The following is a 23082-nucleotide window of genomic DNA, read 5'->3' as shown; positions in this document are numbered from 1 at the left end:
CCCGCGCCTGTCGCAAATGGCGGGACATGGCGGCGCGGAATATGCGACAAGACCGCAAGGCAAACCAGACCGGGGCTGCGCTGCAATGGGTGACGTGATCAAGCTCGAAAATCACCTCGATCAACCGGACGCTGGCGACCCGCCCGTCGAGCGCCGGCGGCGCAGCGGCGGACGCGGCGCCGAACGCACGCGACGCGCGCCGACGACCTCCAAATACCTGAACCTCGTCAACACGACCGCCAAGTCCACGGTGCTGTCGGACGATGCATTGGAGGCGGTGCACCAGGCATCGCTGACCATCCTCGAAGATATCGGCATGGACATCATCCTGCCGGAAGCGCGCGACCGCATGAAGGCCGCCGGCGCCGAAGTGACGCCCGGAACGGACCGCGTGCGTTTCGACCGCGGCCTCATCATGGACATGATGGCTTCCGTTCCGCCTGCCTTCACGCTGCATGCGCGCAACCCGGTGCGCAATGTCGAGATCGGCGGCAACAATCTCGTCTTCGCGCAGATCGCCTCCGCGCCCTTCGTCGCCGACCGTGACGGCGGCCGCCGCGCCGGCAACCAGGAAGACTTCCGCAAGCTGGTGAAGCTCGCCCAGAGCTACGACATCATCCACACGACGGGCGGCTATCCCGTCGAGCCTGTCGACATCCACGCCTCGATCCGCCATCTCGACTGCCTGTCGGACATGGTGAAGCTGACGGACAAGGCCTTCCATGTCTATTCGCTTGGCAAGCAGCGCAATCTCGACGGCATCGAGATCGCCCGCATCGGCCGCGGCATCTCCATGGAACAGATGGAGCGCGAGCCCTCGCTCTTCACCATCATCAACACCTCCTCGCCGCTCCGCCTCGACGGACCGATGCTGCAGGGCATCATCGAGATGTCGTCGCGCAACCAGGTCGTGGTGGTAACGCCGTTCACATTGGCCGGCGCGATGGCTCCGGTGACGATTGCCGGCGCCGTCGTGCAGCAGAACGCCGAGGCGCTGGCGGGCATCGCCTTCACGCAGATGGTGCGGCGGGGCGCGCCGGTCATGTATGGGGGCTTTACCTCCAATGTCGACATGAAGACGGGCGCGCCCGCCTTCGGCACGCCGGAATACATGAAGGCGGTGATCGCCGGCGGCCAGCTTGCGCGGAAATACAACATCCCCTACCGCACCTCGAACACCAATGCGGCCAATACGCTGGATGCGCAGGCGGCCTATGAATCCGCCTTCTCGCTCTGGGCGCTGACACAGGGCGGCGGCAATTTCATCATGCATTCGGCCGGCTGGAGCGAGGGCGGGCTGACGGCTTCCTTCGAGAAATTCATCCTCGACGTCGACATGCTGCAGATGGTGGCGGAATATCTGACGCCGCTCGACGTCAGCACGGATGCCCTCGGCATCGAGGCGGTGCGCGATGTCGGCCCCGGCGGCCACTTCTTCGGCACGCCGCATACCCTGGCGCGCTATGAAAGCGCCTTCTATTCGCCGATCCTTTCCGACTGGCGCAATTTCGAGACCTGGACCGAGGCCGGCCGGCCCACGACCTATGACCACGCCAATCGCGTCTTCAAGGAAAAGCTGAATGCCTACGAGCGGCCGCCGCTCGACCCGGCGATCGAGGACGAACTGGATGCCTTCGTCGCCAGACGCAAGGAAGAGGGCGGCGTCCCGACCGATTTCTAGAGGAATTCCGGTGAATACCGATTCACCGGAATTACCCCATCTCATTGTTTTTTCTGCGTCATCCGACGCGGATGCTCCTATGCATCGAACATGATCGAGCGGACGGAGGAGATGAGCTTCTCCGTCGGCAGGTTGGAGAAATTCTTGTCGATTTCGGCCATGGTCAGCGTGCGTGCCTTGTCGGAGAGCTTGCTGCGCAGGTCGCCGAGCGTCTGCGGCGCGGCGCAGACGACGAGGCGGTCGAAGGCACCTTCCGCGGCATAGCCGTCGATACGGCCGGCGACTTCGGCGGTGAATTTCTGCTGCTCCTCCCGCACCGGGTCGCTCGAATATTCCATGGCGGACCGGCCGTGGCCGACCGAGGAATGGCTGCGGCCGGGCTTGTCGGCCATGATGTCCTGGGCCTTTTTCGGCTCCCAGCGGAAGACTTCCTGCTCCGGGTTCTGCTGGCCATCCTTCATCAGGTTCACCCCCTTGAGCAGGCGGGCCTGGTTACCGTCGGCGGCGAGAATCCAAGTCGTAGCGGTCATGTTTCACTCCCGTAGCGAGGTTCATGGAAACGCAGATCGTTCTGCGTCGGGCAGCATCCAACAGGATTGTGGCAGGATGCGTGTTGACCCAACGCGGCGGCGGCGCGCAGGTTCCGGGTGGCAGGCGCAACGAAACTGTTGGAAAGGCGCCCGTCCCCTATCGCCGCCCCCGCGATGCTCGCTAGGGTGCCGCCGACGACAGGAGAAGACCCGTGGCCGAACCCCTGAAAAACCTGCTGCATCCCGGACTGGTGAAAGAGATGGCCAGGCACCTTTCTCATGCCGCGCCGGATTTCGACGCGCCGCGCTTCATCCGCCTTGCCAGCGAGGGCATGGAGGCGCTGGAACTGATGCAGCGCGCCGAACGGATCAAGGATGCGCTGACGCAAACATTGCCCGCCGACTATCAGGCCGCCGCCACTGTCCTGAAGAGCGCCCTGCCGAGTGACGGAAGGCCGGGCCTTTCCGGCTGGATGCTGCTGCCGGTCAACCAGTTCGTCTCCGAACATGGCCTTGGCCATTTCGACCTGTCGCTCGCGCTTTTGAAGGCGCTGACGCCGCATTTCACCGCCGAGTTCGGCATTCGCCGCTTCATTGATGCCGAGCAGGACCGGGCGCTTGCGGAAATCGCCGGCTGGGTGCGCGATCCGAACCATCATGTCCGCCGCCTCGCCAGCGAAGGCACCCGTCCGCGCCTGCCCTGGGCTATGCGCCTGCCGAAACTGGTGAAGGACCCGCAACCCATCCTGCCGATCCTCGTCGCGCTTCTCGACGACCCCGAGGACTATGTGCGCCGCTCGGTCGCCAACAGCCTCAACGACATCGCCAAGGACCACCCTGCCCTCGTCGCCAATTTCGTCGAGCGGCACATCGAGGGCGCCTCGAGCGCCCGGCGGCAATTGCTGCGCCATGCCTCGCGCACCCTGCTGAAGAAGGGGGACGCCAAGGCGCTCGCCAATTTCGGTTTCGCCGCCGCAAAAGGGATCGACGCGACACTGACACTCGCGACGCCCGTCGTCGTCTTCGGGGAAAAGCTCGGCTTCTCCATTGCCGTGAGCAATGCCGATACCGCGCCGCAGCGGCTGATGATCGATTATGCGATCCACCACGTGAAGGCGAACGGCACGCTGGCACCGAAGGTCTTCAAGTGGAAGCAGATCGACCTGCCGGCCGGCGGCGGCCTGACCATCGACAAGGACCACGCCATCCGGGCGATCACCACGCGCGTCTACTATCCGGGAACGCATCGCATCGAGATCCTGATCAACGGGGCTGTCGCCGCCTCCGCCGCCTTCGATCTTCGCATGCATTGAGCGCTGTCATTTCGCACATGCGAAAGTAGCACTTGACTTTTCGGCGTAAAACAACGACATGAGGCCCAGCGTCGCCCTTCGGCCGCCGCGTGAGCGAGCCTGAGATTTCCCGGCAGACGGGATGCTAAGAAGGACAAGCGCAAGAGAACGATCCGCCTCCCATTTGCGGATGACTGCGCCGACGATAGCCAACCAACCACAAGTTCCCAATTCACGCGGGGTTCTTGACGCCAGACGAAACCGGAAGCGCATGGTGCGTTCCGGCGATACCTGTTTGGCGCCCCGAAAGGTATTGATTTGACCACGTTCCACGACCTCGGCCTCTCGAAGACCATCGTCGCCACCCTTTCCGCGCTCGGCTTTGAAAAAGCGACCCCGATCCAGGAAAAGGCCATCCCGCTCGTCCTCGAAGGCAGCGACCTGATCGGCCTTGCCCAGACCGGCACCGGCAAGACGGCCGCTTTCGGCCTGCCGATGATCGAAAAGCTGCTGGCCGACGCCCGCCGCCCCGATCCGCGCAACATCCGCGCCCTCATCCTCGCCCCGACCCGCGAGCTCGTAAACCAGATCGCCGACAACCTGCGTGACTTCGTCAAGAAGACGCCGCTGCGCGTCGTCACCGTCGTCGGCGGCGCCTCGATCAACAAGCAGTCGGAAATGCTGAATCGCGGCACCGACATCCTCGTCGCCACGCCCGGCCGCCTGCTCGACCTCGTCGCCCGCAAGGCCGTGACGCTGACCCAGGCCCGCTACCTCGTGCTCGACGAAGCCGACCAGATGCTCGATCTCGGCTTCATCCACGACCTGCGCAAGATTTCCAAGCTGGTGCCGAAGACCCGCCAGACGCTGCTCTTCTCGGCCACCATGCCGAAGCTTATCGCCGAGCTTGCCGGCGAATACCTGACCAACCCGAAGAAGGTCGAAGTCACCCCGCCCGGCAAGGCAGCCGACAAGGTGGAGCAGTACGTGCACTTCGTGCCCGGCAAGGACCAGAAGACGCAGATCCTCCGCCAGTCGCTGACGGACAATCCGGACGGTCTGTCGCTCGTCTTCTCGCGCACCAAGCATGGCGCGGAAAAGCTGATGAAGCACCTCGACCATCTGGGCTTCAAGGCCGCTTCGATCCACGGCAACAAGAGCCAGGGCCAGCGCGAGCGCGCCCTCAAGGCCTTCCGTGACGGCGAAATCCGCGTGCTCGTCGCCACCGACGTCGCCGCCCGCGGCATCGACATTCCGGGCGTTACCCACGTCTACAACTACGACCTGCCGGAAGTGCCGGACGCCTATGTCCACCGCATCGGCCGCACGGCCCGCAACGGCCGCGACGGCATCGCCATCGCCTTCTGCGCCCCCGACGACGTGCATCTGCTGCGCGACATCGAGCGTCTGATGGGCATCAAGATCGCGGTTGCCAGCGGCGAAGCACCGGTCGAAAGCACCGCCGGCCCCGGCGGCAAGTCCAAGAAGGGCCGCAACAACCGCGGTGGCGGCCAGCGCGCCGGCAACGGTAGCGGCCGCGCCGCCCAGCGCCCGCAGCGCCAGCCCTTCGGCGATGGCGCACAGGCGGAAGCCGGTGCCGCGGCAGGCGCCAAGCGTCCGCAGCATGGCCGCCCGGCCCAGAAGCAGGGCGAGCGCCAGAACCGCAACCACGGCGGCGCCAACGGCCAGCCCGGTCGCCCGCAGCACCGCGGCAAGCCGCGCCGCTCGGAAGGCCAGCGCCGCGAGCAGGCATAAGCGAAAGCATTGCGATTGCAGGGAAACGGCGGGCCTCGGCCCGCCGTTTTCGTTTGCGCGTCAGGCCGCCTTGCGATTGGTGAGATAGACGCCGACCACCGAAATCGCCGTGCCGACGATCATCGGCACCGTCAGGTCCTCGCCGAAAATGACCGCGGCCTGCAGGGCGGCGATCGGCGGCACGAGATAGATGAGCGAAGCGGCGCGCGAGACCTGCCCGCGGCGCAGAAGATAGAGCAGCAGGAGGATCGCGCCCATCGAGATGCCGAGCACGGACCAGGCGAGCAGCGCGACGAAGGCGAAGCCGAAGTCGACATGCTGGCTTTCCATGCCGAGCGCGAAGGGGACCGTGACAATGAGCGCACCGACATATTGCAGGGTCGCGACCGCCCGGATGTCGCCGGTCGGCAGGTGCTGTTTCTGGTAGATCGTGCCATAGGTCACGGACGCCATGCCGAGCATGTTGACGACGATGGCGAAAGCCGGGATTTCCGCCGCGCCCTGGCCGAAGAATTTTGGCAGGACGGCAAGCAGCACGCCGAGGAAACCGAGCCCGAGGCCGAGCTTCTGCCGCCCGCTCAACCGCTCGCCGATGAAGAAGGGCGCGGCCAGCGCCGTCATCAGCGGCTGGAGCGCGGCGATGATGGAGGAAAGCGCCGCCGGGACACCCTGCCCGATCGCCCACCAGACGGCGCCGAGATAGAGCCCATGCAGGAAGACGCCGGAGACGACGGCATGCAGGATGGTGCGTCCGTCGCGCGGCCAGGAAACGCCGGACACCACGCAAAGGCCGGCAAAGAGAATTGCCGCCGTCAGGTAGCGGATGCTGAGAAAGGTCAGCGGTTCCGAAAGGATGGCCGCGAATTTGGCGACGACCCAGCCGGTCGACCAGAGCAGGACGAAGATGGCCGGAGCCAGGCGATCGAGAGACATGGGATTTCCGGCGGCAGGCAAACAATGCTCGAGCGTTAGGGCCTGCCCCGGCGAGCGTCAAAGGAATTTCCTTGATGCTTAGGTTCAGCGAAAGGCGCGCCAGGCCACGCTTTCGGCATCTGCCTATCCTTTCGGCAGCCTCACCGGCCCATGGCGAACGAACATCTGCGATGCGTCTCGAAAAACCGTCGCGCCGGCCGGTTTCCCCACACCCAAAGCGGTGTGAGAATTCTTTTCCGCGCATCGAGCATGGTTCTTGCATTACCCCAAATGTTGTACTCAAATGACGAAAAATGGGGAACACGCCTTTGGCATTTGACGAAATGATGAACGCGGATTCCAACCCGCGGCAACCATACGAAAACTACCACAGCTGGTACGAAGGACAGGATCGGGCTCGCCTGATCGCCAAATCGAGGGACGCCGAAAACCTCTTCCGAAAAACCGGCATCACCTTCGCGGTCTACGGACACGCCGACAGCTCCGAAAAGCTCATCCCCTTCGACATCATCCCGCGCATCATTTCCGGCCGAGAATGGCGCAAGCTCGCCCAGGGCATCGAACAGCGGGTCATCGCTCTCAATGCCTTCCTCGACGACATCTACCACAAGCAGGAAATCATCAAGGCGGGCCGCATTCCCCGCGAACTGATCGAGCGCAACATCGCGTTCCTGCCGCAGATGATCGGCTTCAAGCCGCCGGGCGGCGTCTATACCCACATCGTCGGCACCGACATCGTGCGCACCGGCGAAGACCAGTTCTACGTGCTGGAAGACAATGCCCGCACCCCCTCCGGCGTCAGCTACATGCTGGAAAACCGGGAAACCATGATGCAGATGTTCCCCGAGCTGTTTCACCTCAACAAGGTGCGCCCGGTCGAGGACTATCCCAAGCTCCTGCGCCAGAGCCTAGCCTCGCTCGCTCCGCCCGGCTGTTCGGGCAAGCCGCGCGTCGCCGTGCTGACGCCCGGTATCTTCAACTCCGCCTATTACGAGCATGCCTTCCTCGCCGACATGATGGGCGTGGAACTGGTCGAGGGTTCGGACCTGCGCGTCGTCGACGGCAAGGTGAAGATGCGCACGACCCGCGGCTACGAGGCGATCGACGTGCTCTATCGCCGCGTCGACGACGACTTCCTCGACCCCCTCACCTTCCGGCCTGATTCGGCCCTTGGCATTCCCGGCATCATGGATGTCTACAAGGCCGGCAACATCACCATCGCCAATGCGCCCGGCACCGGCATTTCCGACGACAAGGCGATCTATTCCTACATGCCCGAGATCGTCGAATTCTATACGGGCCGCAAGGCGCTGCTGGAAAACGTGCCGACCTGGCGCTGCTCGGAAGACGACAGCCTGAAATACGTGCTCGAGCATCTCGAAGAGCTGGTGGTCAAGGAAGTGCACGGCTCCGGCGGCTACGGCATGCTGGTCGGCCCGACCGCCTCGAAGAAGGAGCGCGCCGCCTTTGCCGAGAAGCTCAAGGCAAGGCCGGGCAACTACATCGCCCAGCCGACCCTCTCCCTCTCGACGGTCCCGATCCTCGTCAACAAGGGCATTGCGCCCCGACACGTCGACCTCAGGCCCTATGTGCTCGTTTCCGACAAGGTGCAGATCATTCCCGGCGGGCTGACCCGCGTGGCGCTGAAGGAAGGCTCGCTGGTGGTCAACTCCAGCCAGGGCGGCGGCACGAAGGACACCTGGGTTCTGGAGGACTGAGCCGATGCTGGGAAGAACTGCAAACGGCCTCTACTGGATGTTCCGCTATATCGAGCGGGGCGAAAACATCGCACGCCTCATCGATGCGGGCCTGCGCATGGCGCTGACGCGCTCCGGCTCCTCCGACGAGGACTGGGACGGCGTCCTGCAAAGCGCCGGCGTGCGCGAGGATTTCGACGCCGTGCACGACAAGCTGACAAGCGCGGACGCCATCGACTACCTGTTGCGTGACCGGGCCAACCCGTCGAGCGTCATGTCCTGCATCGAAGCGGCGCGCAACAATGCCCGCATGGTGCGAACGGCCCTGACGCGCGAGACCTGGGAAGCGACCAACGAGTGCTGGATCGAGCTGAAGCAGGTGCTCGCGAAGCGCGCCAAGCCTGCCGACATGCCGGAGATCATCGAAACGATCAAACGGCGCACCGGCCTCATCCGCGGCGCCTTCCACGGCACGATGCTGCGCGACGATATCTACAATTTCTCGCGCATCGGCACCTTCATCGAGCGGGCGGACAACACCGCGCGCATCCTCGACGTGAAATACTACGTGCTGCTGCCCGCCATCGCCAAGGTCGGCTCCTCGCTCGACAACATGCAATGGGAATCGATCCTGCGCTCGGTTTCGGCGCACCGGTCCTATAGCTGGGTCTATGACGGCGACTATTCCTCCGGCAACATCTCGGACTTCCTGATCCTCAACGACCGCATGCCGCGCTCGCTCGCCTACAGCTACGACAAGCTCGTCAGCAATCTCGGCTACCTCGCCAAGCTCTATGGCGAGAACCATGCCGCGCACGAGACGGCTTCGGCGACGCTGATGCTGCTGCGCAGCCGCAGCATGGACGACATCATGGAACAGGGGCTCCACGAGTTCATCGAGGAATTCATCGTGCACAACAACCGCCTCGGGGAGGAAATCTCCGAGGGCTACCGGTTCTACCGCTAGAGGCTGGAGGCGAAGGATGCGTCTGAAGATCAGCCACACCACCGAATATCACTACGACGACCCGATCCAGTATTCGTTGCAGCGCCTGCGGCTGACACCGAAGACCCAGCCGGGCCAGACCGTGCGCGCCTGGAAGACCACCGTGCATGGCGCGCGCGTCGAGGCGGGCTATACCGACCATTTCGGCAACCATGTCGATCTCGTCAGCACCAATGCCGAGCAGGTGACGATCCGCATCGTCGCCGAGGGCGAGGTGGAGACGGAGGATCGCGCCGGGGTCTTCGGGCCGCATCAGGGGTTCGTGCCGCTGTGGCTCTACCTGCGCGAGACGCCGCTGACCAAACCTGGCAAGCTCGTCCGCGATCTCGCCAAGGCCTCGGTCGGCGACAATGAACTGGCCCGCATGCACGCGTTGATGGCTGCCATCCACGAGGCCGTCGCCTACAAGCCGGGCGAGACCGCGTCCGACACCACGGCCGAACAGGCGCTGGAGAAGAAACAGGGCGTCTGCCAGGATCACGCGCATATCTTCATCGCCGTGGCGCGCCATCTCGGCCTGCCGGCGCGCTACGTTTCCGGCTACCTGTTGATGGACGAGCCGGAACAGACGGCAAGCCACGCCTGGGCGGAAGTCCATCTGCAGGGCCTCGGCTGGGTCGGCTTCGACGCGGCGAACAAGATCTGCCCCGATGCGCGGTATGTCCGGCTTTCCACCGGGCTCGACTACAAGGACGCCGCGCCGGTCTCCGGCATGGTAACGGGCAAGGCGGAGGAGACGATGCACGTCTCCATCTCGGTCGAGTCCGTCGCCAGCCAGAGCCAGTCGCAAAGCCAGAGCTGAAAAGCGGCAGCCTTGCGGGCTGCCGCCTTCCATCAGCGCGAGGCGGTTTCCAGCAGCCGGCACAGATTGGCGAGCGCCGCATCGTAACCCGCGCCATTGATGCCGCCGCACCGGCGGATCATCTGCAGGCGTTCGCTGCTCGGCAATTCCGAGAAGCGACGAAGCATCTCTTCATTCTGTCCGTTGCCGGCAGCCGCGCCGCCGGAACCGGTGCTATCGCCGCCGCCCGCATTGGCGCCAGTGCCAAGCCCGACGGTCGCGTCCAGCAGATTGCCGCCGCCCACATTCGCCCCGACATTCGCATTGAGGCCCCGGCTTCCGCCGACGCCGGCATTGACATTGGCATCGACCAGACCACGCGATCCGCCGACATTCGCATCGATATCCGCCGTAACGCCGTCGCGCCCGCCAATGGATGCCGTCACGTCCGCATCGACGAGACCCTTCGACCCGGCGACATTGGCCTTGGCATCGGCATTCACGCCGCGCTCACCGCCGACATTGGCGGTTGCATTCGCATCGACAAGGCCTTTTTCGCCACCGACCGTGGCATCGACATCGGCCTTGATGCCGCCGAGGTCGACATTGACGCCAAGGCCGAGACCGCGTGTCTGGCCGGCGCCCCTTTCCTGGGCAAGCCCCTGCCCTGGAAGGACAAGGACGGCAGCGACCAGCACGGCCGCCGAAAGTCTGGGGATCGACACTGCATGAAATGCTGTGGACATGAGAACCTCCTGTCAGCGGCCAGTCCGGGAGTGGACCGGCTTCCTGAAACGGAAGGTTGAACGGCGGGCAACGGTTCCCGCATGGCCAATCGCGTAAACAGCAAGGAAAAGGAAGGGTTTAAGCGCGCTCAGGAGCCAGGGCGAATGCTCCATAATGAAACAGTTCGGGCACCGCCTTGAGGCGATGCCCGGTCAAACCCGTTGTCGGCCACGCTCTCAGGCGAGCGTATAGGCCGTCTTGACGACGGTGTAGAACTCGCTGGCATAACGGCCCTGTTCGCGCGGGCCGAAGGACGACCCCTTGCGCCCGCCGAAGGGCACATGGAAATCGACGCCCGCCGTCGGCAGGTTCACCATCACCATGCCCGCTTCCGCATTGCGCTTGAAATGCGTCGCATGCTTGAGGCTCGTCGTCGCAATGCCGGAGGACAGCCCGAAGGGCGTGTCATTGGCGACCGCAAGGGCCTCCTCGTAGTCCTTCACGCGGATGACCGCGGCGACGGGGCCGAAGATTTCCTCACGCGAAATGCGCATGGCGTTGGTCGCTTCGGTGAAGAGCGCGGGCTGGAGATAGAAACCGGGCGTATCACGCTTCAGGATTTCACCACCGAAGGCGAGCTTCGCACCTTCCTTCTGGCCGATCTCGATATAGTCGGTGTCCTGCTTCAGCTGCGTCTCGTCGACCACGGGACCGATATGGGTGCCGGCCTTCAGGGCATCATCGACGACGACGCTCTTCAGGCGTTCGCCGACGGCGGCGACGAACCGGTCATGGATGCCTTCGGTGACGATGACGCGCGATGAGGCGGTGCAACGCTGACCGGTGGAGAAGAAGGCCGAGTTGACGGCGGCTTCCACCGCGACAGTGAGATCCGCATCGTCGAGCACGACGAAGGGGTTCTTGCCGCCCATTTCGAGCTGGTACTTGCGGTTATGCTCGACCGAGGCCATGGCGACGCGTTTGCCGGTGCCGGTGGAGCCGGTGAAGGTGATGGCGTTGACATCGGGGCTGTCGAGCATCGTCTGACCGACGACGGAACCCTTGCCCATGACAAGGTTGAGCACGCCCTTCGGAAGGCCGGCCCGCACGAGAATATCGACGATGGCCCAGGAGCAGCCCGGCACCAGTTCGGCCGGCTTGAAGACGACCGTATTGCCGTAGCAAAGCGCCGGCGCGATCTTCCACGCCGGAATGGCGATGGGGAAGTTCCAGGGCGTGATGATGCCGACGACGCCGACCGGTTCACGGGTGATCTCGACACCGATATTCGGGCGAACGGAGGGCAGCGCCTCGCCGGCAAGGCGCAGGCACTCCCCGGCGAAGAAATCGAAGATCTGGCCGGCGCGCACCGTCTCGCCGATGCCTTCGGCCAGCGTCTTGCCCTCCTCGCGCGAAAGCAGGCGGCCGAGCTCGTCCTTGCGGGCGAGGATTTCGTCGGCGGTCTTGCGCAGGATCGCATGGCGCTCGAGGATGCCGGAACGCGCCCAGGCGGGGAAGGCAGCCTTCGCCGCCGCAATCGCCGCCTTCGTGTCATCCACCGAAGCGCGGGCATAGTCGCCCACCACATCGTCGGTGTTGGATGGATTGATGTTCTTGACGGCGTCCGAGCCGACCCATTCGCCGGCGATCAGGTTCTGGTGGATGGTCATGGCCGAGGCCTCCTGTCTGTCATCTGCTGGGCCGATAGAACCGGGTTGCCGCCGGGATTACAATTGCCGAATGACGATTTCCTCTTCCGCGGCGACCGCCAGCGGGTTGCGCAGCGGCAGGCCGAAACCATCCGCGCCGATCTCGAACACGTCGCCCGCTTCCGTGCGGATGCCATCGCCGAAGGAGAGCGTCGCCGTACCGAACATATGGACGTGGATGTCGCCCGGCGCGCGGAACAGGCCATATTTGAAGTGGTGGTATTCGAGATTGGCGAAGGTATGGGACATGTTGGCTTCGCCCGAGACGAAGGGCTTTTCCCAGAGCACCTTGCCATCCCGCACGATGCGCGAAAAGCCGCGGATATCGTCCGGCGCCGCGCCGACGCGGATTTCCGGACCGAAGCTTGCCTGCCGCAGCTTGGAATGCGCAAGGTAGAGATAGTTGATCCGCTCCGTCACATGGTCGGAGAACTCGTTCGACACGGCAAAGCCGATGCGGAACGGCGAACCGTCTTCGGCGATGACGTAGATGCCCGCCATTTCCGGTTCCTCGCCGCCGTCCAGCGCGAAGGAGGGCGAGGTGAGCGCCTCGCCGGGCGCGACGGCCTGCGTGCCATTGCCCTTGTAGAACCATTCCGGCTGCACGCCTTTCTCGCCGGCCTTCGGCTTGCCGTTCTCGAGACCCATGCGGAACATCTTCATGGAATCGGTCAGCGTCTCCTCAGCCGCTTCCGACGTCTTCTTGTGCATGGAATCGCGCGTGGCGGCAGAGCCGAGATGGGTAAGGCCCGTGCCGGTCAGATGCAGGTGCGCCGCATCCGGATGGGTGATCGGCGAGAGCAGCCGGTCGTCCGCATAGGCTGCGGCGAGATCGACCGCCTCGCCAAGCCCCTTGGCGTCGATGACCGCCTTCAGCGACTGCCCGCTGTTGGCCGCCTCCATGGCAAGCGCGTAGACGCTGCTCGCGCCGTTGACCGCGCGGCCCTCGCCGCCCTCCTGCCTCACGACGACGGTGATGGAACCATCGGCATTTGCCACCTGCGAAATCAGCATCTTCGTTTCCTTCCTGTCGCGGGCTTCAGGTCAAAGCTCCGCACCTGCGGTGGACACACGTCTCCGCATGGGCCGCTTCGGCGGCCGGTTCAATTGCGCTTGAATGGTCGGCCGACCGGTTTCCCGGTCAGCCCTTGTTCTTGTTGTAGACGTCGAAGAACACGGCGGCGAGCAGCACCAGGCCCTTGATGAGCTGCTGGTAGTCGATGCCGATGCCCATGATCGACATGCCGTTGTTCATGACGCCCATGATGAAGGCGCCGATCACCGCACCGGTGATCTTGCCGACGCCGCCGGAGGCCGAAGCGCCGCCGATGAAGCAGGCCGCGATGACGTCAAGCTCGAAGCCGACGCCGGCCTTCGGCGTCGCCGAGTTGAGGCGGGCGGCGATGATCATGCCGGCGAGCGCGGCAAGCGCCCCCATGTTAACGAAGGTATAGAAGGTCAGCCGCTCGGTGTTGATGCCCGAGAGCTTCGCCGCCTTCTCGTTGCCGCCCATGGCATAGATGCGCCGGCCGATGGTCGTGCGCGTCGTGACGAACGTGTAGAGCGCGATCAGAACGCCCATGACGACGAGCACGTTCGGCAGGCCGCGATAGGTGGAGAGCTGGAAGCCGAGGAAGACCGCGACGATACCGATGATCGCCATCTGTACGGCGAAGAAGGCGAAGGGCTCGTTTTCCGTCTCGTGCATCGCGTTCATGCGGCGCTCGCGCAGGCCCGCATAGATGGCGTAGCCGGCAAGCCCCAGCACGGCGACGAGCGCGACGTAGTTCTTGATCAGGCTGGTCGCCGGGTCGGTGATGGACAGGAAGTCCGGCACGAAGCCCGTGGACAGGATCTGGAATTCCTTCGGGAACGGACCGACCGGACGGCCGGACAGCACGACATAGGTCATGCCACGGAAGACGAGCATGCCGGCCAGCGTCACGATGAAGGACGGGATTTTCTGGTAGGCGACCCAATAGCCCTGCGCGGCGCCCATGACGGCGCCGACCAGGATGCAGAGCGGCACGACGACGATGGCCGGCAATCCCCACTTCACCAGCATGATCGCCGAGATCGCGCCGATGAAGGCAACGATGGAGCCGACCGAAAGGTCGATATGCCCCGCCACGATGATCAGCAGCATGCCCAGCGCCATGATGACGATGAACGAGTTCTGCAGCACCAGATTGGTGATGTTGACCGGGCGGAAGAGCACGCCGTTGGTAATGACCTGGAAGAAGACCATGATCACGACCAGCGCGACGAGCAGGCCGTATTCACGGATGTTCTTCTTGAGATATTCCCCCACCGAAGGCTGGGTCGTCTTGGTCGCGGTATCGGTGGCCATTAGTGTTTCTCCCCGGAGCGCATGATGGCGCGCATGATGGATTCCTGGCTTGCTTCCGCCTTTGAAAGCTCGGCCACGATGCGTCCTTCGTTCATGACATAGATGCGATCGCAGGTCCCGAGCAGTTCCGGCATCTCCGACGAGATCATGAGGATGCCCTTGCCCTCGGCGGCAAGCTGGTTGATGATCGTGTAGATTTCAAATTTCGCGCCGACATCGATGCCGCGCGTCGGTTCGTCGAGGATCAGCACCTCGGGATTGGTGAACAGCCACTTCGACAGCACGACCTTCTGCTGGTTGCCGCCGGAAAGATTGATCGTTTCCTGGTAGATCGAATGCGAGCGGATGCGCAGCTTCTGGCGATAGCCGGAGGCGACCTTGGCCTCCTGGTGACCGTCGATCACCGTCGCCTTGGAAACGCCCTTGAGATTGGCGAGCGTCGTGTTGCGCATGATGTTGTCGATCAGCACGAGGCCGAGCTGCTTGCGGTCTTCGGTGACATAGGCAAGACCCGCCTCGATCGCCTTCGGGATCGTGCTCACATCCACCGGCTTGCCGCGCATGGTGACGTCGCCGGTGATCTTGTGGCCCCAGCTCTTGCCGAAAAGGCTCATCGCCGTCTCGGTGCGCCCTGCCCCCATCAGGCCGGCAATGCCGACCACCTCGCCGGCGCGCACCGTGAAGTTCACGTCATGCAGGAACTGCCGGTCGCGGTGATGCTGGTGGAAGACGTTCCAGTTCTTTACCTCCAGCAGCGTCTCGCCGACATTCGGCTCGCGCGGCGGATAGCGGTCCTCCATCTCGCGGCCGACCATGCCCTTGATGATGCGGTCCTCGGAAATGTCCTCGTGGTGACAGTCGAGCGTCTCGACCGTGCCGCCGTCGCGCAGGATGGTGATCTGGTCGGCGACCTTTTTGATCTCGTTCAGCTTGTGCGAGATGATGATGGAGGTCAGGCCCTGCGCGCGGAACTCCATGAGCAGCTTCAGGAGCGCGTCGGAGTCCTTTTCGTTCAGCGAGGCCGTGGGCTCGTCGAGGATGAGCAGACGCACCTTCTTTGACAGCGCCTTGGCGATTTCGACGAGCTGCTGCTTGCCCACGCCGATATCGGTGATCAGCGTGCCCGGCGGCTCCTTGAGACCGACCTTGTCGAGCAGGTCCTGGGTGAGGCGGAAGGCCTTCTTCCAGTCGATGATGCCGTTCGTCGCGACCTCGTTGCCGAGGAAGATGTTTTCCGCGATCGACAGAAGCGGCACCAGCGCCAGCTCCTGGTGGATGATGATGATGCCCAGATGCTCGCTGTCGGAGATCGTGGAGAAGCGGCGGACCTCGCCGTCGAAATGGATTTCCCCCTCGTAGGAGCCGGCAGGATAGACGCCGCTCAACACTTTCATGAGGGTGGATTTGCCGGCGCCGTTTTCGCCGACAAGGGCATGGATCTCGCCTTCGCGGACCTTCAGGTTGACGTTGTCGAGCGCCTTTACGCCCGGGAACGTCTTCGTGATGCCACGCATTTCCAGAAGGGTTTTGCTCATATACCAGTTTCCAGCGGCCAGCCGCCGTCATTCAAGCGGCGTAACCGAGCCTATTCGCTCTGCGATCCGGAGAAAAGAGGGTTCGCGCACGTGTCGCGAACCCCGGGAAAGGAAGAACGATCAGTTCTTCAGCTGGTCGGCCGTGTAGTAGGCCGAGTCCGTGACGAGGATCTTTTCCGCGCTGGACTTGTCGACGGCGACGGGCTTCAGCAGGTAGGACGGGACGACCTTGACGCCGTTGTCGTAGGTCTTCGTGTCGTTCACTTCCGGCTCCTTGCCTTCCATGATCGAGTTGACCATGCCGACGGTCACCTTGGCGAGTTCGCGGGTGTCCTTGAAGATCGTCGAATACTGTTCGTCGGCGAGGATCGACTTGACGGACGGCAGTTCGGCGTCCTGGCCGGTGACGATCGCCATCGGCTGGTCGCCCGAGCCGTAGCCGACGCCCTTCAGGGCCGACAGGATACCGATGGAGAGACCATCATAGGGCGACAGAACGCCATCGACGCGGCCATCGGTGTAGGTCGAGGACAGCAGGTTCTCCATGCGCGCCTGGGCGACGGCACCGTCCCAACGCAGCGTGCCGACGGTTTCCATGCCGGTCTGGCCCGACTTGATGACGATGTCACCCTTGTCGATCAGCGGCTGGATGACCGACATCGCGCCGTCATAGAAGAAGAAGGCGTTGTTGTCGTCCGGCGAACCGCCGAAGAGCTCGACGTTCCACGGCTTGGTGTTCGGGAACTTCGCCTTCAGGCCGTCGACGAGGCTGGTCGCCTGGAGAACGCCGACCTGGAAGTTGTCGAAGGTGGCGTAGTAGTTGACGTTGCCCGAGTCGCGGATGAGGCGGTCGTAGGCGATGACCTTCACGCCGGCATCGGCAGCCTTCTGCAGGATGTCGGAGAGCGTCGTGCCGTCGATGGCGCCGATGACGAGAACCTTGGCACCCTTGGTGACCATGTTTTCGATCTGGGCCAGCTGGTTCGGGATGTCGTCGTCAGCAAACTGCAGGTCCGGCGTGTAGCCGGCTTCCTTGAACAGCTTTTCCATCGTCTCGCCGTCGGAAATCCAGCGGGTCGAGGTCTTGGTGGGCATGGAGATGCCGACCATGCCCTTGTCCTGGGCGAAAGCCGGCGCCACGAACGACGCGACGCTGATGGCGGCGGCGGCGAGAAGCGAAGTGATCATTTTCATTGAAAGGTCTCTCCCTTGTACGCACTGGCCGAAATTGCGGCCAGGCATTGTTCTGTGCACGGGCGGGGTCGCTATCAGGCGACGGCCTGGACTGGTCGGGCGCAAGCCCGCCGGTCCCCACTCCCAAGGACCCCAGCGCACATTGGCGCAACGTCGTACGAATTGCCATAACTGTCAAATGCAATGAACTTCTAAATCGATATCAGATTTGATATACAGTGAACCAAATATACTATTTTATACGAGGGAGCCATGCGGACAGAGGGAAACGGCGAGGAGCAGCTTTTCGCCGGCGAGAATTTCGACAACCTGCAGAGCATCGGGCTGCTGCGCAGCGGCCTGAAGCTCAGCCACCTGCGCATGATCGTCGCCATCGAGCAGCACGGGCAGGTCAGCGCGGCCGCGGATACGCTCAACATATCCCAGCCCGCGGCCTCGCGCATGCTGACCGAAATGGAGACGATCCTCAAGGCGCAGCTCTGCGAGCGCATCTCGCGCGGCGTCACCCTCACCGCCTTCGGCCGGGCCTTCGCGCGGCGGGCGCGCACCATCCTTCTGGAGTTGCGCGAGGTCGACCGCGAGCTTTCCGCCCTGAAGTCGGGCACCGGCGGCTCGGTGTTTCTCGGCTCGGTGACGGCGCCGGCCATCAGCCTCGCCGTCCCCGCGATCCAGCAGGTCAGTGCCGCCTATCCCGGCATCGAGGTGAACGTGCGCGTGGAAACGAGCAATGTGCTCGCCCGCGAACTGCTTGCCGCGCAGCAGGACTTCATCATCGCCCGCGTGCCCGACGACCTCAACCCGCGCCTTTTCAACGTCACGGAGATCGGCATCGAGAAGGCCTGCCTCATCGTGCGCAAGGGGCACCCGCTGACGGAAAAGCCCGTCGTCGGCCTCGCGGACCTGCCGCGCTACGACTGGGTGTTCCAGCCGGCCGGCACGCTGCTGCGCCGCCGGATCGAGGAACTGTTCATCGCCGCCGGCGTGCCGCTGCCGGCCACCGTCGTCAACACCTCGTCCATCCTGCTCACCACCGCCATCGTCTGCGGCTCGAATGCCATCGCGCCGGTGGCGCGCGACATGGCCAACTTCGTCGCCGATGTCGGCGCGCAGGCCGGCGAGATCAGCATCCTCAACACGGATTTCGAGATCGACATCAAGCCCTACAGCCTTATCTCCGTCAAAGGCAGGGCGCTCCCGCCGAGCGCCAAACTGCTCTATGATCTGATCTGGCAACGCAGCCGCATGCTGTCGCCGGACTGAAAGAAGGATAACCCATGTTCGGCATGACCGTTTTTGAATCCGTGCTGGAGCGCCTGAAGACGGAAGCGCGCGAAGCGGCCGAGGAGGCTGATGCGGAGACACCGGAAGAGAGCGGCGCCGGCACAGTGCGCGGCCTCACCTCCGGTTTCACCGGCCTCGGCACGACCGGCGCATTCGTATCAGGGTCGCAGGCTGCCGCCGCCTATCTCGATCTCTATGAAGAACCGCAACCGCAGCCGCCCCCCGCGGCCGAGCCGCCGCCGGCACCGCCGCCGCATCTGCTGCGCACCACGCCCGAAGACGTGGCCGACGATCTCGCCCTCACCGGCCGGGAAAGCACCGAGGACCTTCTCGCCCGCCGCCGCAGCTTCGCGCGCGAAAACCATCCCGACCGTGCACCCGTCGATCTTCGCGCCAATGCGACGCTGCGCATGAAGATCGCCAACATGCTGATCGACGAAACGATCCGCCGCCTTGCGGTCGAAAAGAGCCTGGGACTTCGCTAGAGTTTGTCAGGGAAAAGTGGGAACCGGTTTTCCCGAAAAGACAAACGAAAACAAAAAGAATTTTGAACATGTCTGGTTCAATCTGAACCTGACATGGTCTAGGACCGATCGCCTTGCGTTCAGGCCATGCGCAAACCGGCAGGGACTGGGGGCGCCTTTCCCTAGGGCTTCTGTTCCGGCGGCTTGGCTGCCGCATCCGAAGGCTTGAAGAAGAGAATGAGGTGGGCAAAGGCATAGGCGGTCACGACGAGGAAGATCGTGCCCCAGGTCTGTTCGCCATTATAGAACTCGACCGCCGTCCAAACGGCGCATAGCCCGACCAGCAGCAACCGCCGCCAGAGCGGGCGGTAGAACGGGTGGTCTGGGTCGATGAACTTCATGAACGTCTCCTCGCGCCTTCAGCGCCTACATAGGCGGTTTTGCGGCGGGGGGAAACCGGCTTTTCAAGCGCTGAGCCGATCGAGGAAGGCGGCAAGCTCGGATGGCTCGATGCCGACGAGGTGTCCCTTCTGCGGATAGGCGCCAGAGCGCACGTCATCGGCATATTCGCGGAAGGCGGCGACGCGCTCCTGCTGGAGCCGGTCATATTCGGCGGCGAAGTTGCGGTAGACCTTGGCATGGCGCGGATAATGGCCACGATTCTGCCCGAGCACGTCGTCCGCGAAGAGATATTGCGCGTCGCACCCCGTCCCCGCGCCCATGGACAGCATGACGAGCGCGGTCCTCGCGCTGATCGCCGCCGCGATTTCGCCGGGCACGACTTCGATCTCCGCCGCGAAGGCCCCCGCCTCTTCGAGCGCCTTGACCTGCCGGAAGATTTCCAGCGCGCTTTCCGCCGTCTTGCCGACCGCGCGGAACCCGCCCGTCCATGTCGCCTTGGAGGGAATGAGACCGACATGGCCACACACCGGAATGCCCTCCTCGCGCAGGCGCCGGACGGTGGAAAGGCCGGCGGCGCAATAGACCGCATCGCCTCCGGCCTTCATCGCCTGGAAGGCGCCGCGCAGGTAGTCGTCGGTCGTGACGAAATCACCGTATTCGAGGCCAGGGAAGGCGAAGACCGTCGGGGCCGCCTCACGGAAGGCCGGCCCCAGCAGGGCGGGCGGCACGGAAACGAGGTCGATGCCCGCCTGTTCGGCGGCTGCCGCCTCATCCAGCGTCACGACGCGCAGCATGGTGAGTTGGCGCTTGCCCTTCATGGCCTGGAGGTCGGCGACGGTCGGTCTCTTGGTCTTCACGTTGGTCTCCCTCAGGCAGCGAGCAGTTTCCTGAGCTTGGTTTCCGGTGCGGCGAGCTCCGCCGGATCGGGATGGATGCGGGCGGCGATCAGCATTTCGGCAAGGCGGATGTCGCGCGCGACCGCATTGCCCGGCCCGATGCCGCTTGCGGCGATCAGCTGCCCCGCGGCATCGAGATGGAAGAGGATGAATGTCCCCTCGCCCATGTCGCGCCGGACGGTTGTCGCCGCGCCATCGGCAAGGCCGGCGATCTGCAAGGTCATGTCGTACTGATCCGACCAGAACCACGGCACCGCCGCATGGATATCAGCACCGCCGAGCATGTTGGCCGCTGCGAGCGCTCCCTGTTCCTGCGCGTTGCGCCAGGATTCAAGGCGGATGCGGCGCCCGCCATAGAGCGACAGCGGATAGGAGGTGCAGTCTCCCGCGGCAAAGATATCCGGATCGGAGGTGCGCAGCATTCCATCGACGGCAATGCCGTTCTCGATGGCAAGGCCAGCCGCTTCCGCCAGTTCCGTGTTCGGCACCGCGCCGATGCCGACGACGAGCAGGCTGGCAGCTACGACACGTCCGTCTTCAAGCGTGAGGCGCACTTCGCCCGGCCGTTCCTCGATGCGCGCGACCTTCGCGCCGCAGAGGATTTCCACGCCCTCGGCAGCGTGCCGGCGCGCGACGATCTCGGCAATCTCCGCCGGAATGCCACGACTGAGGACACGCGGCTGGCCCTCGATAAGCGTGACGGTCGCGCCGAGCTTGCGGGCGCTAGCGGCCAGCTCCAGCCCAATGAACCCTCCGCCCAGTATGGCAATATGGCTGCCGTCCATCAGATGCGCGCGAATGCGGGCGGCATCGTCATGGCTGCGCAGCGCCGCGATGCGGCCGCCGTAGGTCGTTCCCGGCAGGGCGCGCGGGCGGGCGCCGGTGGCAAGCAGCAGCTTGTCATAGGGAACGACCGTGCCGTCTCCCAGCGAGACACGCTTTGCGGCGCGATCGATCCCGCAGACCGAGCGGCCCAGCAGCAGGTCTATACCGGCTTCGACATAGCGCTGCGGTTCCGCGACGAATTTCGGGCCAGCGCCGGCAACCAGCGCCTCCTTGGAAAGCGGCGGACGCTCGTATGGCAGGTGGGGCTCACTGCCGATCAAGGTCAGCGTGCCGTCGAACCCCTTGTCGCGAAGCGCGAAGGCAGCGCGTGCGCCGCATTCGCCGGCACCGACGATAACGAAATTCGCCATGACAGTTTCCCCTGGAATATTTCCAGCCAAAGCGAAGTCGCTTCGGCGTCGATAATGCGACAAAACCCTAGAGCCCGATGAAGACCGTGCCGCCCTCGACCTTGACCGGATAGGTCCTGAGGTCGACGCAGACTGGTGCACCCTTGGCTTCACCGGACCTGTAGTCGAAGCGGCCGTTGTGCTTGGGACATTCGATGATGTGATCCATCACCAGCCCATCGCAAAGGTGGATCTTCTCGTGGGTGCAGAGCCCGTCCGTCGCATGGTAGGTGTCTTCCGGGCTGCGGTAGATCGCGAAGGTGCGGCCCGCATGGTCGAAGCGGATGACATCCTCCTCGTCGATCTCGTCCGCCGCGCAGACCTCGATCCAGTTGTCGCTCATGGTGTTTCCTCCGAGATGGGTTGTTATTCGGCGGCCGCAATCGCGGTCTCAGTGTGGAACTCTTCCTTGTAGGGGCGCGCCGTCTGCGGCAGTTCCCGCTTCAGGAAATAGTCCTCGTTGCGCAGCTGCCGCAGGAAGGCCGGGATCATTTCCCTGTAGCCGTGCCAGATGGACGGGTTCGGCGCCGGCAGATCGTGTCTGATCATGGCGTGCAGACGCGGCAGCGCGTGATAGGGCACCATCGGGAACATATGGTGCTCCACATGGTAGTTCATGTTCCAGTAGATGAAGCGGCTGACGGGGTTCATGTAGACCGTGCGGCTGTTGAGCCGATGGTCGACGACGTTGTCGGCAAGGCCGCCATGCTGGAGCAAGCCGGTCATCACATGATGCCAAGCGCCGTAGAGGCGCGGCAGGCCGATCAGCATGGCCGGAAGGATGGAGCCGAAGTAGAAACAGGCGGCGATGGTCGCGGCGTAGATGGCGAGCCAGATGCGGGCGATGCGGATTGCCTTCGGCTGTTCCATTTCGGGCACGAAGGTCTTTTCCGCCGCGCTCATCACGCCCGCCGCATTTCGCACCATATCGACGACGGCATGCCAGGCATCGAGCAGGCCGAAGAAATTGAGGACGAGCCGCAGGAGATCCGGCGGGCGCATGACGGCAATCTCCGGGTCGCGGCCGACGATGACCGTATCCGTGTGGTGGCGCGTGTGGCTCCAGCGCCACGTCACCGGATTGCGCATGATCATGAAGCAAGCGATCTGGTAGACGGCATTGTTCATCCACATCGTCTTGAACGCCGTGCCATGGCCGCATTCATGCCAGCGGCTGTCGGAGGCCGAGCCGTAGAGCACGCCGTAGACGAGGAAGAACGGCACGGCCCACCAGGTTCCCCAGAACCAGATGCCCGCGGCGGCGCAGACGAGCATGGCTCCCAGCCAGATCGTGGTGTCGCGGATGGCCTCCGCATCGCTGCGCTGCATCAGCGCCTTCATGTCCTTGCGCGGGATTTCGGTATGATACCATTCGGCCGCCGCCAGCCCGTTGGCAACGGCCGCCTCGGCATCGCGGCCAAGAAGGCTGTAGTCCCTCTTCGTCGGGTTCATCGCTCGTCTCCTCCACGCGGGGCGCACGCTCACCGACCCGCCTCATCTGATGGGAAAACGATACCGCCGCTTCTTGTGTCTCTCAATCCTGCCATGATAGAATGCATCAAATTCCATCATTCATTATCATTCTTGTTTGATGGAAAGATTTCACGGAGGGGAA

At 63.9% G+C, this 23082-nt stretch carries 21 protein-coding genes; 8 read left to right on the top strand and 13 right to left on the bottom strand.

The genetic code is table 11. From position 1 onward, the window contains the following. Positions 1-85 precede the first annotated feature (85 nt). Positions 86-1681, top strand: coding sequence for a trimethylamine methyltransferase family protein (locus tag V8U06_RS08465; protein WP_427140277.1), 1596 nt, complete (start codon positions 86-88; stop codon positions 1679-1681). 77 nt (positions 1682-1758) lie between these two features. Here the strand turns inward: V8U06_RS08465 and V8U06_RS08460 are convergent, their stop codons facing one another. Beyond that, positions 1759-2211 (bottom strand): host attachment protein, encoded by a 453-nt coding sequence (locus tag V8U06_RS08460; protein ID WP_427140276.1) that lies wholly within the window; start codon positions 2209-2211, stop codon positions 1759-1761. A 212-nt stretch (positions 2212-2423) separates the two neighbouring features. Here V8U06_RS08460 and V8U06_RS08455 point away from each other — a divergent pair, with 212 nt between their 5' ends. Next, positions 2424-3524 (top strand): DNA alkylation repair protein, encoded by a 1101-nt coding sequence (locus V8U06_RS08455; RefSeq protein WP_427140275.1) that lies wholly within the window; start codon positions 2424-2426, stop codon positions 3522-3524. Between the two features lie 297 nt (positions 3525-3821). Further along, complete coding sequence (locus tag V8U06_RS08450) at positions 3822-5258, top strand: DEAD/DEAH box helicase (RefSeq protein WP_427140274.1); 1437 nt, start codon at positions 3822-3824, stop codon at positions 5256-5258. A gap of 60 nt (positions 5259-5318) precedes the next feature. Here the strand turns inward: V8U06_RS08450 and V8U06_RS08445 are convergent, their stop codons facing one another. Further along, complete coding sequence (locus V8U06_RS08445; RefSeq protein ID WP_427140273.1) at positions 5319-6191, bottom strand: DMT family transporter; 873 nt, start codon at positions 6189-6191, stop codon at positions 5319-5321. Between the two features lie 293 nt (positions 6192-6484). Here V8U06_RS08445 and V8U06_RS08440 point away from each other — a divergent pair, with 293 nt between their 5' ends. The 3 genes from V8U06_RS08440 to V8U06_RS08430 are packed head-to-tail and all read left to right on the top strand — an operon-like array spanning position 6485 to position 9696. After that, positions 6485-7909, top strand: a complete 1425-nt coding sequence (locus tag V8U06_RS08440; RefSeq protein WP_427140272.1) for a circularly permuted type 2 ATP-grasp protein — start codon at positions 6485-6487, stop codon at positions 7907-7909. A gap of 4 nt (positions 7910-7913) precedes the next feature. Further along, positions 7914-8855 carry an alpha-E domain-containing protein gene (locus V8U06_RS08435; protein WP_226918151.1) on the top strand — a complete coding sequence of 314 codons (942 nt, stop codon included), beginning with the start codon at positions 7914-7916 and terminating at the stop codon, positions 8853-8855. Between the two features lie 16 nt (positions 8856-8871). Next, positions 8872-9696 (top strand): transglutaminase family protein, encoded by an 825-nt coding sequence (locus V8U06_RS08430; protein ID WP_427140271.1) that lies wholly within the window; start codon positions 8872-8874, stop codon positions 9694-9696. A 32-nt stretch (positions 9697-9728) separates the two neighbouring features. On the opposite strand, the gene V8U06_RS08425 is transcribed toward V8U06_RS08430, so the two are convergent. From V8U06_RS08425 to chvE, 6 genes are all read right to left on the bottom strand, one after another. After that, positions 9729-10421, bottom strand: coding sequence for a hypothetical protein (locus V8U06_RS08425; RefSeq protein WP_427140270.1), 693 nt, complete (start codon positions 10419-10421; stop codon positions 9729-9731). A gap of 216 nt (positions 10422-10637) precedes the next feature. Further along, the gene (locus V8U06_RS08420; RefSeq protein WP_427140269.1) at positions 10638-12071 is read right to left on the bottom strand and encodes an aldehyde dehydrogenase family protein; all 1434 of its coding nucleotides are present in this window, start codon (positions 12069-12071) and stop codon (positions 10638-10640) included. 57 nt (positions 12072-12128) lie between these two features. Next, positions 12129-13124 carry an AraD1 family protein gene (gene araD1 / locus V8U06_RS08415; protein WP_427140268.1) on the bottom strand — a complete coding sequence of 332 codons (996 nt, stop codon included), beginning with the start codon at positions 13122-13124 and terminating at the stop codon, positions 12129-12131. A 127-nt stretch (positions 13125-13251) separates the two neighbouring features. Next, positions 13252-14460, bottom strand: coding sequence for a multiple monosaccharide ABC transporter permease (mmsB, locus tag V8U06_RS08410; RefSeq protein ID WP_427140267.1), 1209 nt, complete (start codon positions 14458-14460; stop codon positions 13252-13254). Further along, on the bottom strand, positions 14460-15995 hold the full coding sequence (gene mmsA / locus V8U06_RS08405) for a multiple monosaccharide ABC transporter ATP-binding protein (RefSeq protein ID WP_226918145.1): 1536 nt from the start codon (positions 15993-15995) through the stop codon (positions 14460-14462). The genes mmsB and mmsA overlap by 1 nt, the downstream gene beginning before the upstream one ends. A gap of 120 nt (positions 15996-16115) precedes the next feature. Continuing rightward, positions 16116-17189, bottom strand: coding sequence for a multiple monosaccharide ABC transporter substrate-binding protein (gene chvE, locus V8U06_RS08400; protein ID WP_226918144.1), 1074 nt, complete (start codon positions 17187-17189; stop codon positions 16116-16118). A 252-nt stretch (positions 17190-17441) separates the two neighbouring features. Between chvE and V8U06_RS08395 the strand changes: the two genes are divergently transcribed. Both V8U06_RS08395 and V8U06_RS08390 read left to right on the top strand, forming a co-directional pair. Then, a complete protein-coding gene (locus V8U06_RS08395; protein ID WP_427140266.1) occupies positions 17442-18449 on the top strand; it encodes a LysR family transcriptional regulator in 1008 nt (335 codons plus the stop codon). A 23-nt stretch (positions 18450-18472) separates the two neighbouring features. Further along, positions 18473-18955 (top strand): hypothetical protein, encoded by a 483-nt coding sequence (locus tag V8U06_RS08390; RefSeq protein WP_427140265.1) that lies wholly within the window; start codon positions 18473-18475, stop codon positions 18953-18955. Positions 18956-19116: 161 nt separating this feature from the next. Here the strand turns inward: V8U06_RS08390 and V8U06_RS08385 are convergent, their stop codons facing one another. From V8U06_RS08385 to V8U06_RS08365, 5 genes are all read right to left on the bottom strand, one after another. Further along, positions 19117-19335, bottom strand: a complete 219-nt coding sequence (locus tag V8U06_RS08385; protein WP_427140264.1) for a hypothetical protein — start codon at positions 19333-19335, stop codon at positions 19117-19119. A 63-nt stretch (positions 19336-19398) separates the two neighbouring features. Beyond that, positions 19399-20193, bottom strand: a complete 795-nt coding sequence (locus tag V8U06_RS08380) for a 3-methyl-2-oxobutanoate hydroxymethyltransferase (RefSeq protein ID WP_427140263.1) — start codon at positions 20191-20193, stop codon at positions 19399-19401. 11 nt (positions 20194-20204) lie between these two features. Continuing rightward, positions 20205-21428 (bottom strand): NAD(P)/FAD-dependent oxidoreductase, encoded by a 1224-nt coding sequence (locus V8U06_RS08375; RefSeq protein ID WP_427140262.1) that lies wholly within the window; start codon positions 21426-21428, stop codon positions 20205-20207. A 67-nt stretch (positions 21429-21495) separates the two neighbouring features. Next, positions 21496-21810 (bottom strand): MocE family 2Fe-2S type ferredoxin, encoded by a 315-nt coding sequence (locus tag V8U06_RS08370; RefSeq protein WP_226918139.1) that lies wholly within the window; start codon positions 21808-21810, stop codon positions 21496-21498. A gap of 23 nt (positions 21811-21833) precedes the next feature. Next, complete coding sequence (locus tag V8U06_RS08365) at positions 21834-22919, bottom strand: fatty acid desaturase family protein (protein ID WP_427140261.1); 1086 nt, start codon at positions 22917-22919, stop codon at positions 21834-21836. Positions 22920-23082: the final 163 nt, after the last annotated feature.

The sequence above is a fragment of the Shinella sp. G-2 genome, assembly GCF_050172695.1.
Taxonomy (GTDB): Bacteria; Pseudomonadota; Alphaproteobacteria; order Rhizobiales; family Rhizobiaceae; genus Shinella.
This window is presented reverse-complemented; position numbering and strand designations above follow the sequence as displayed.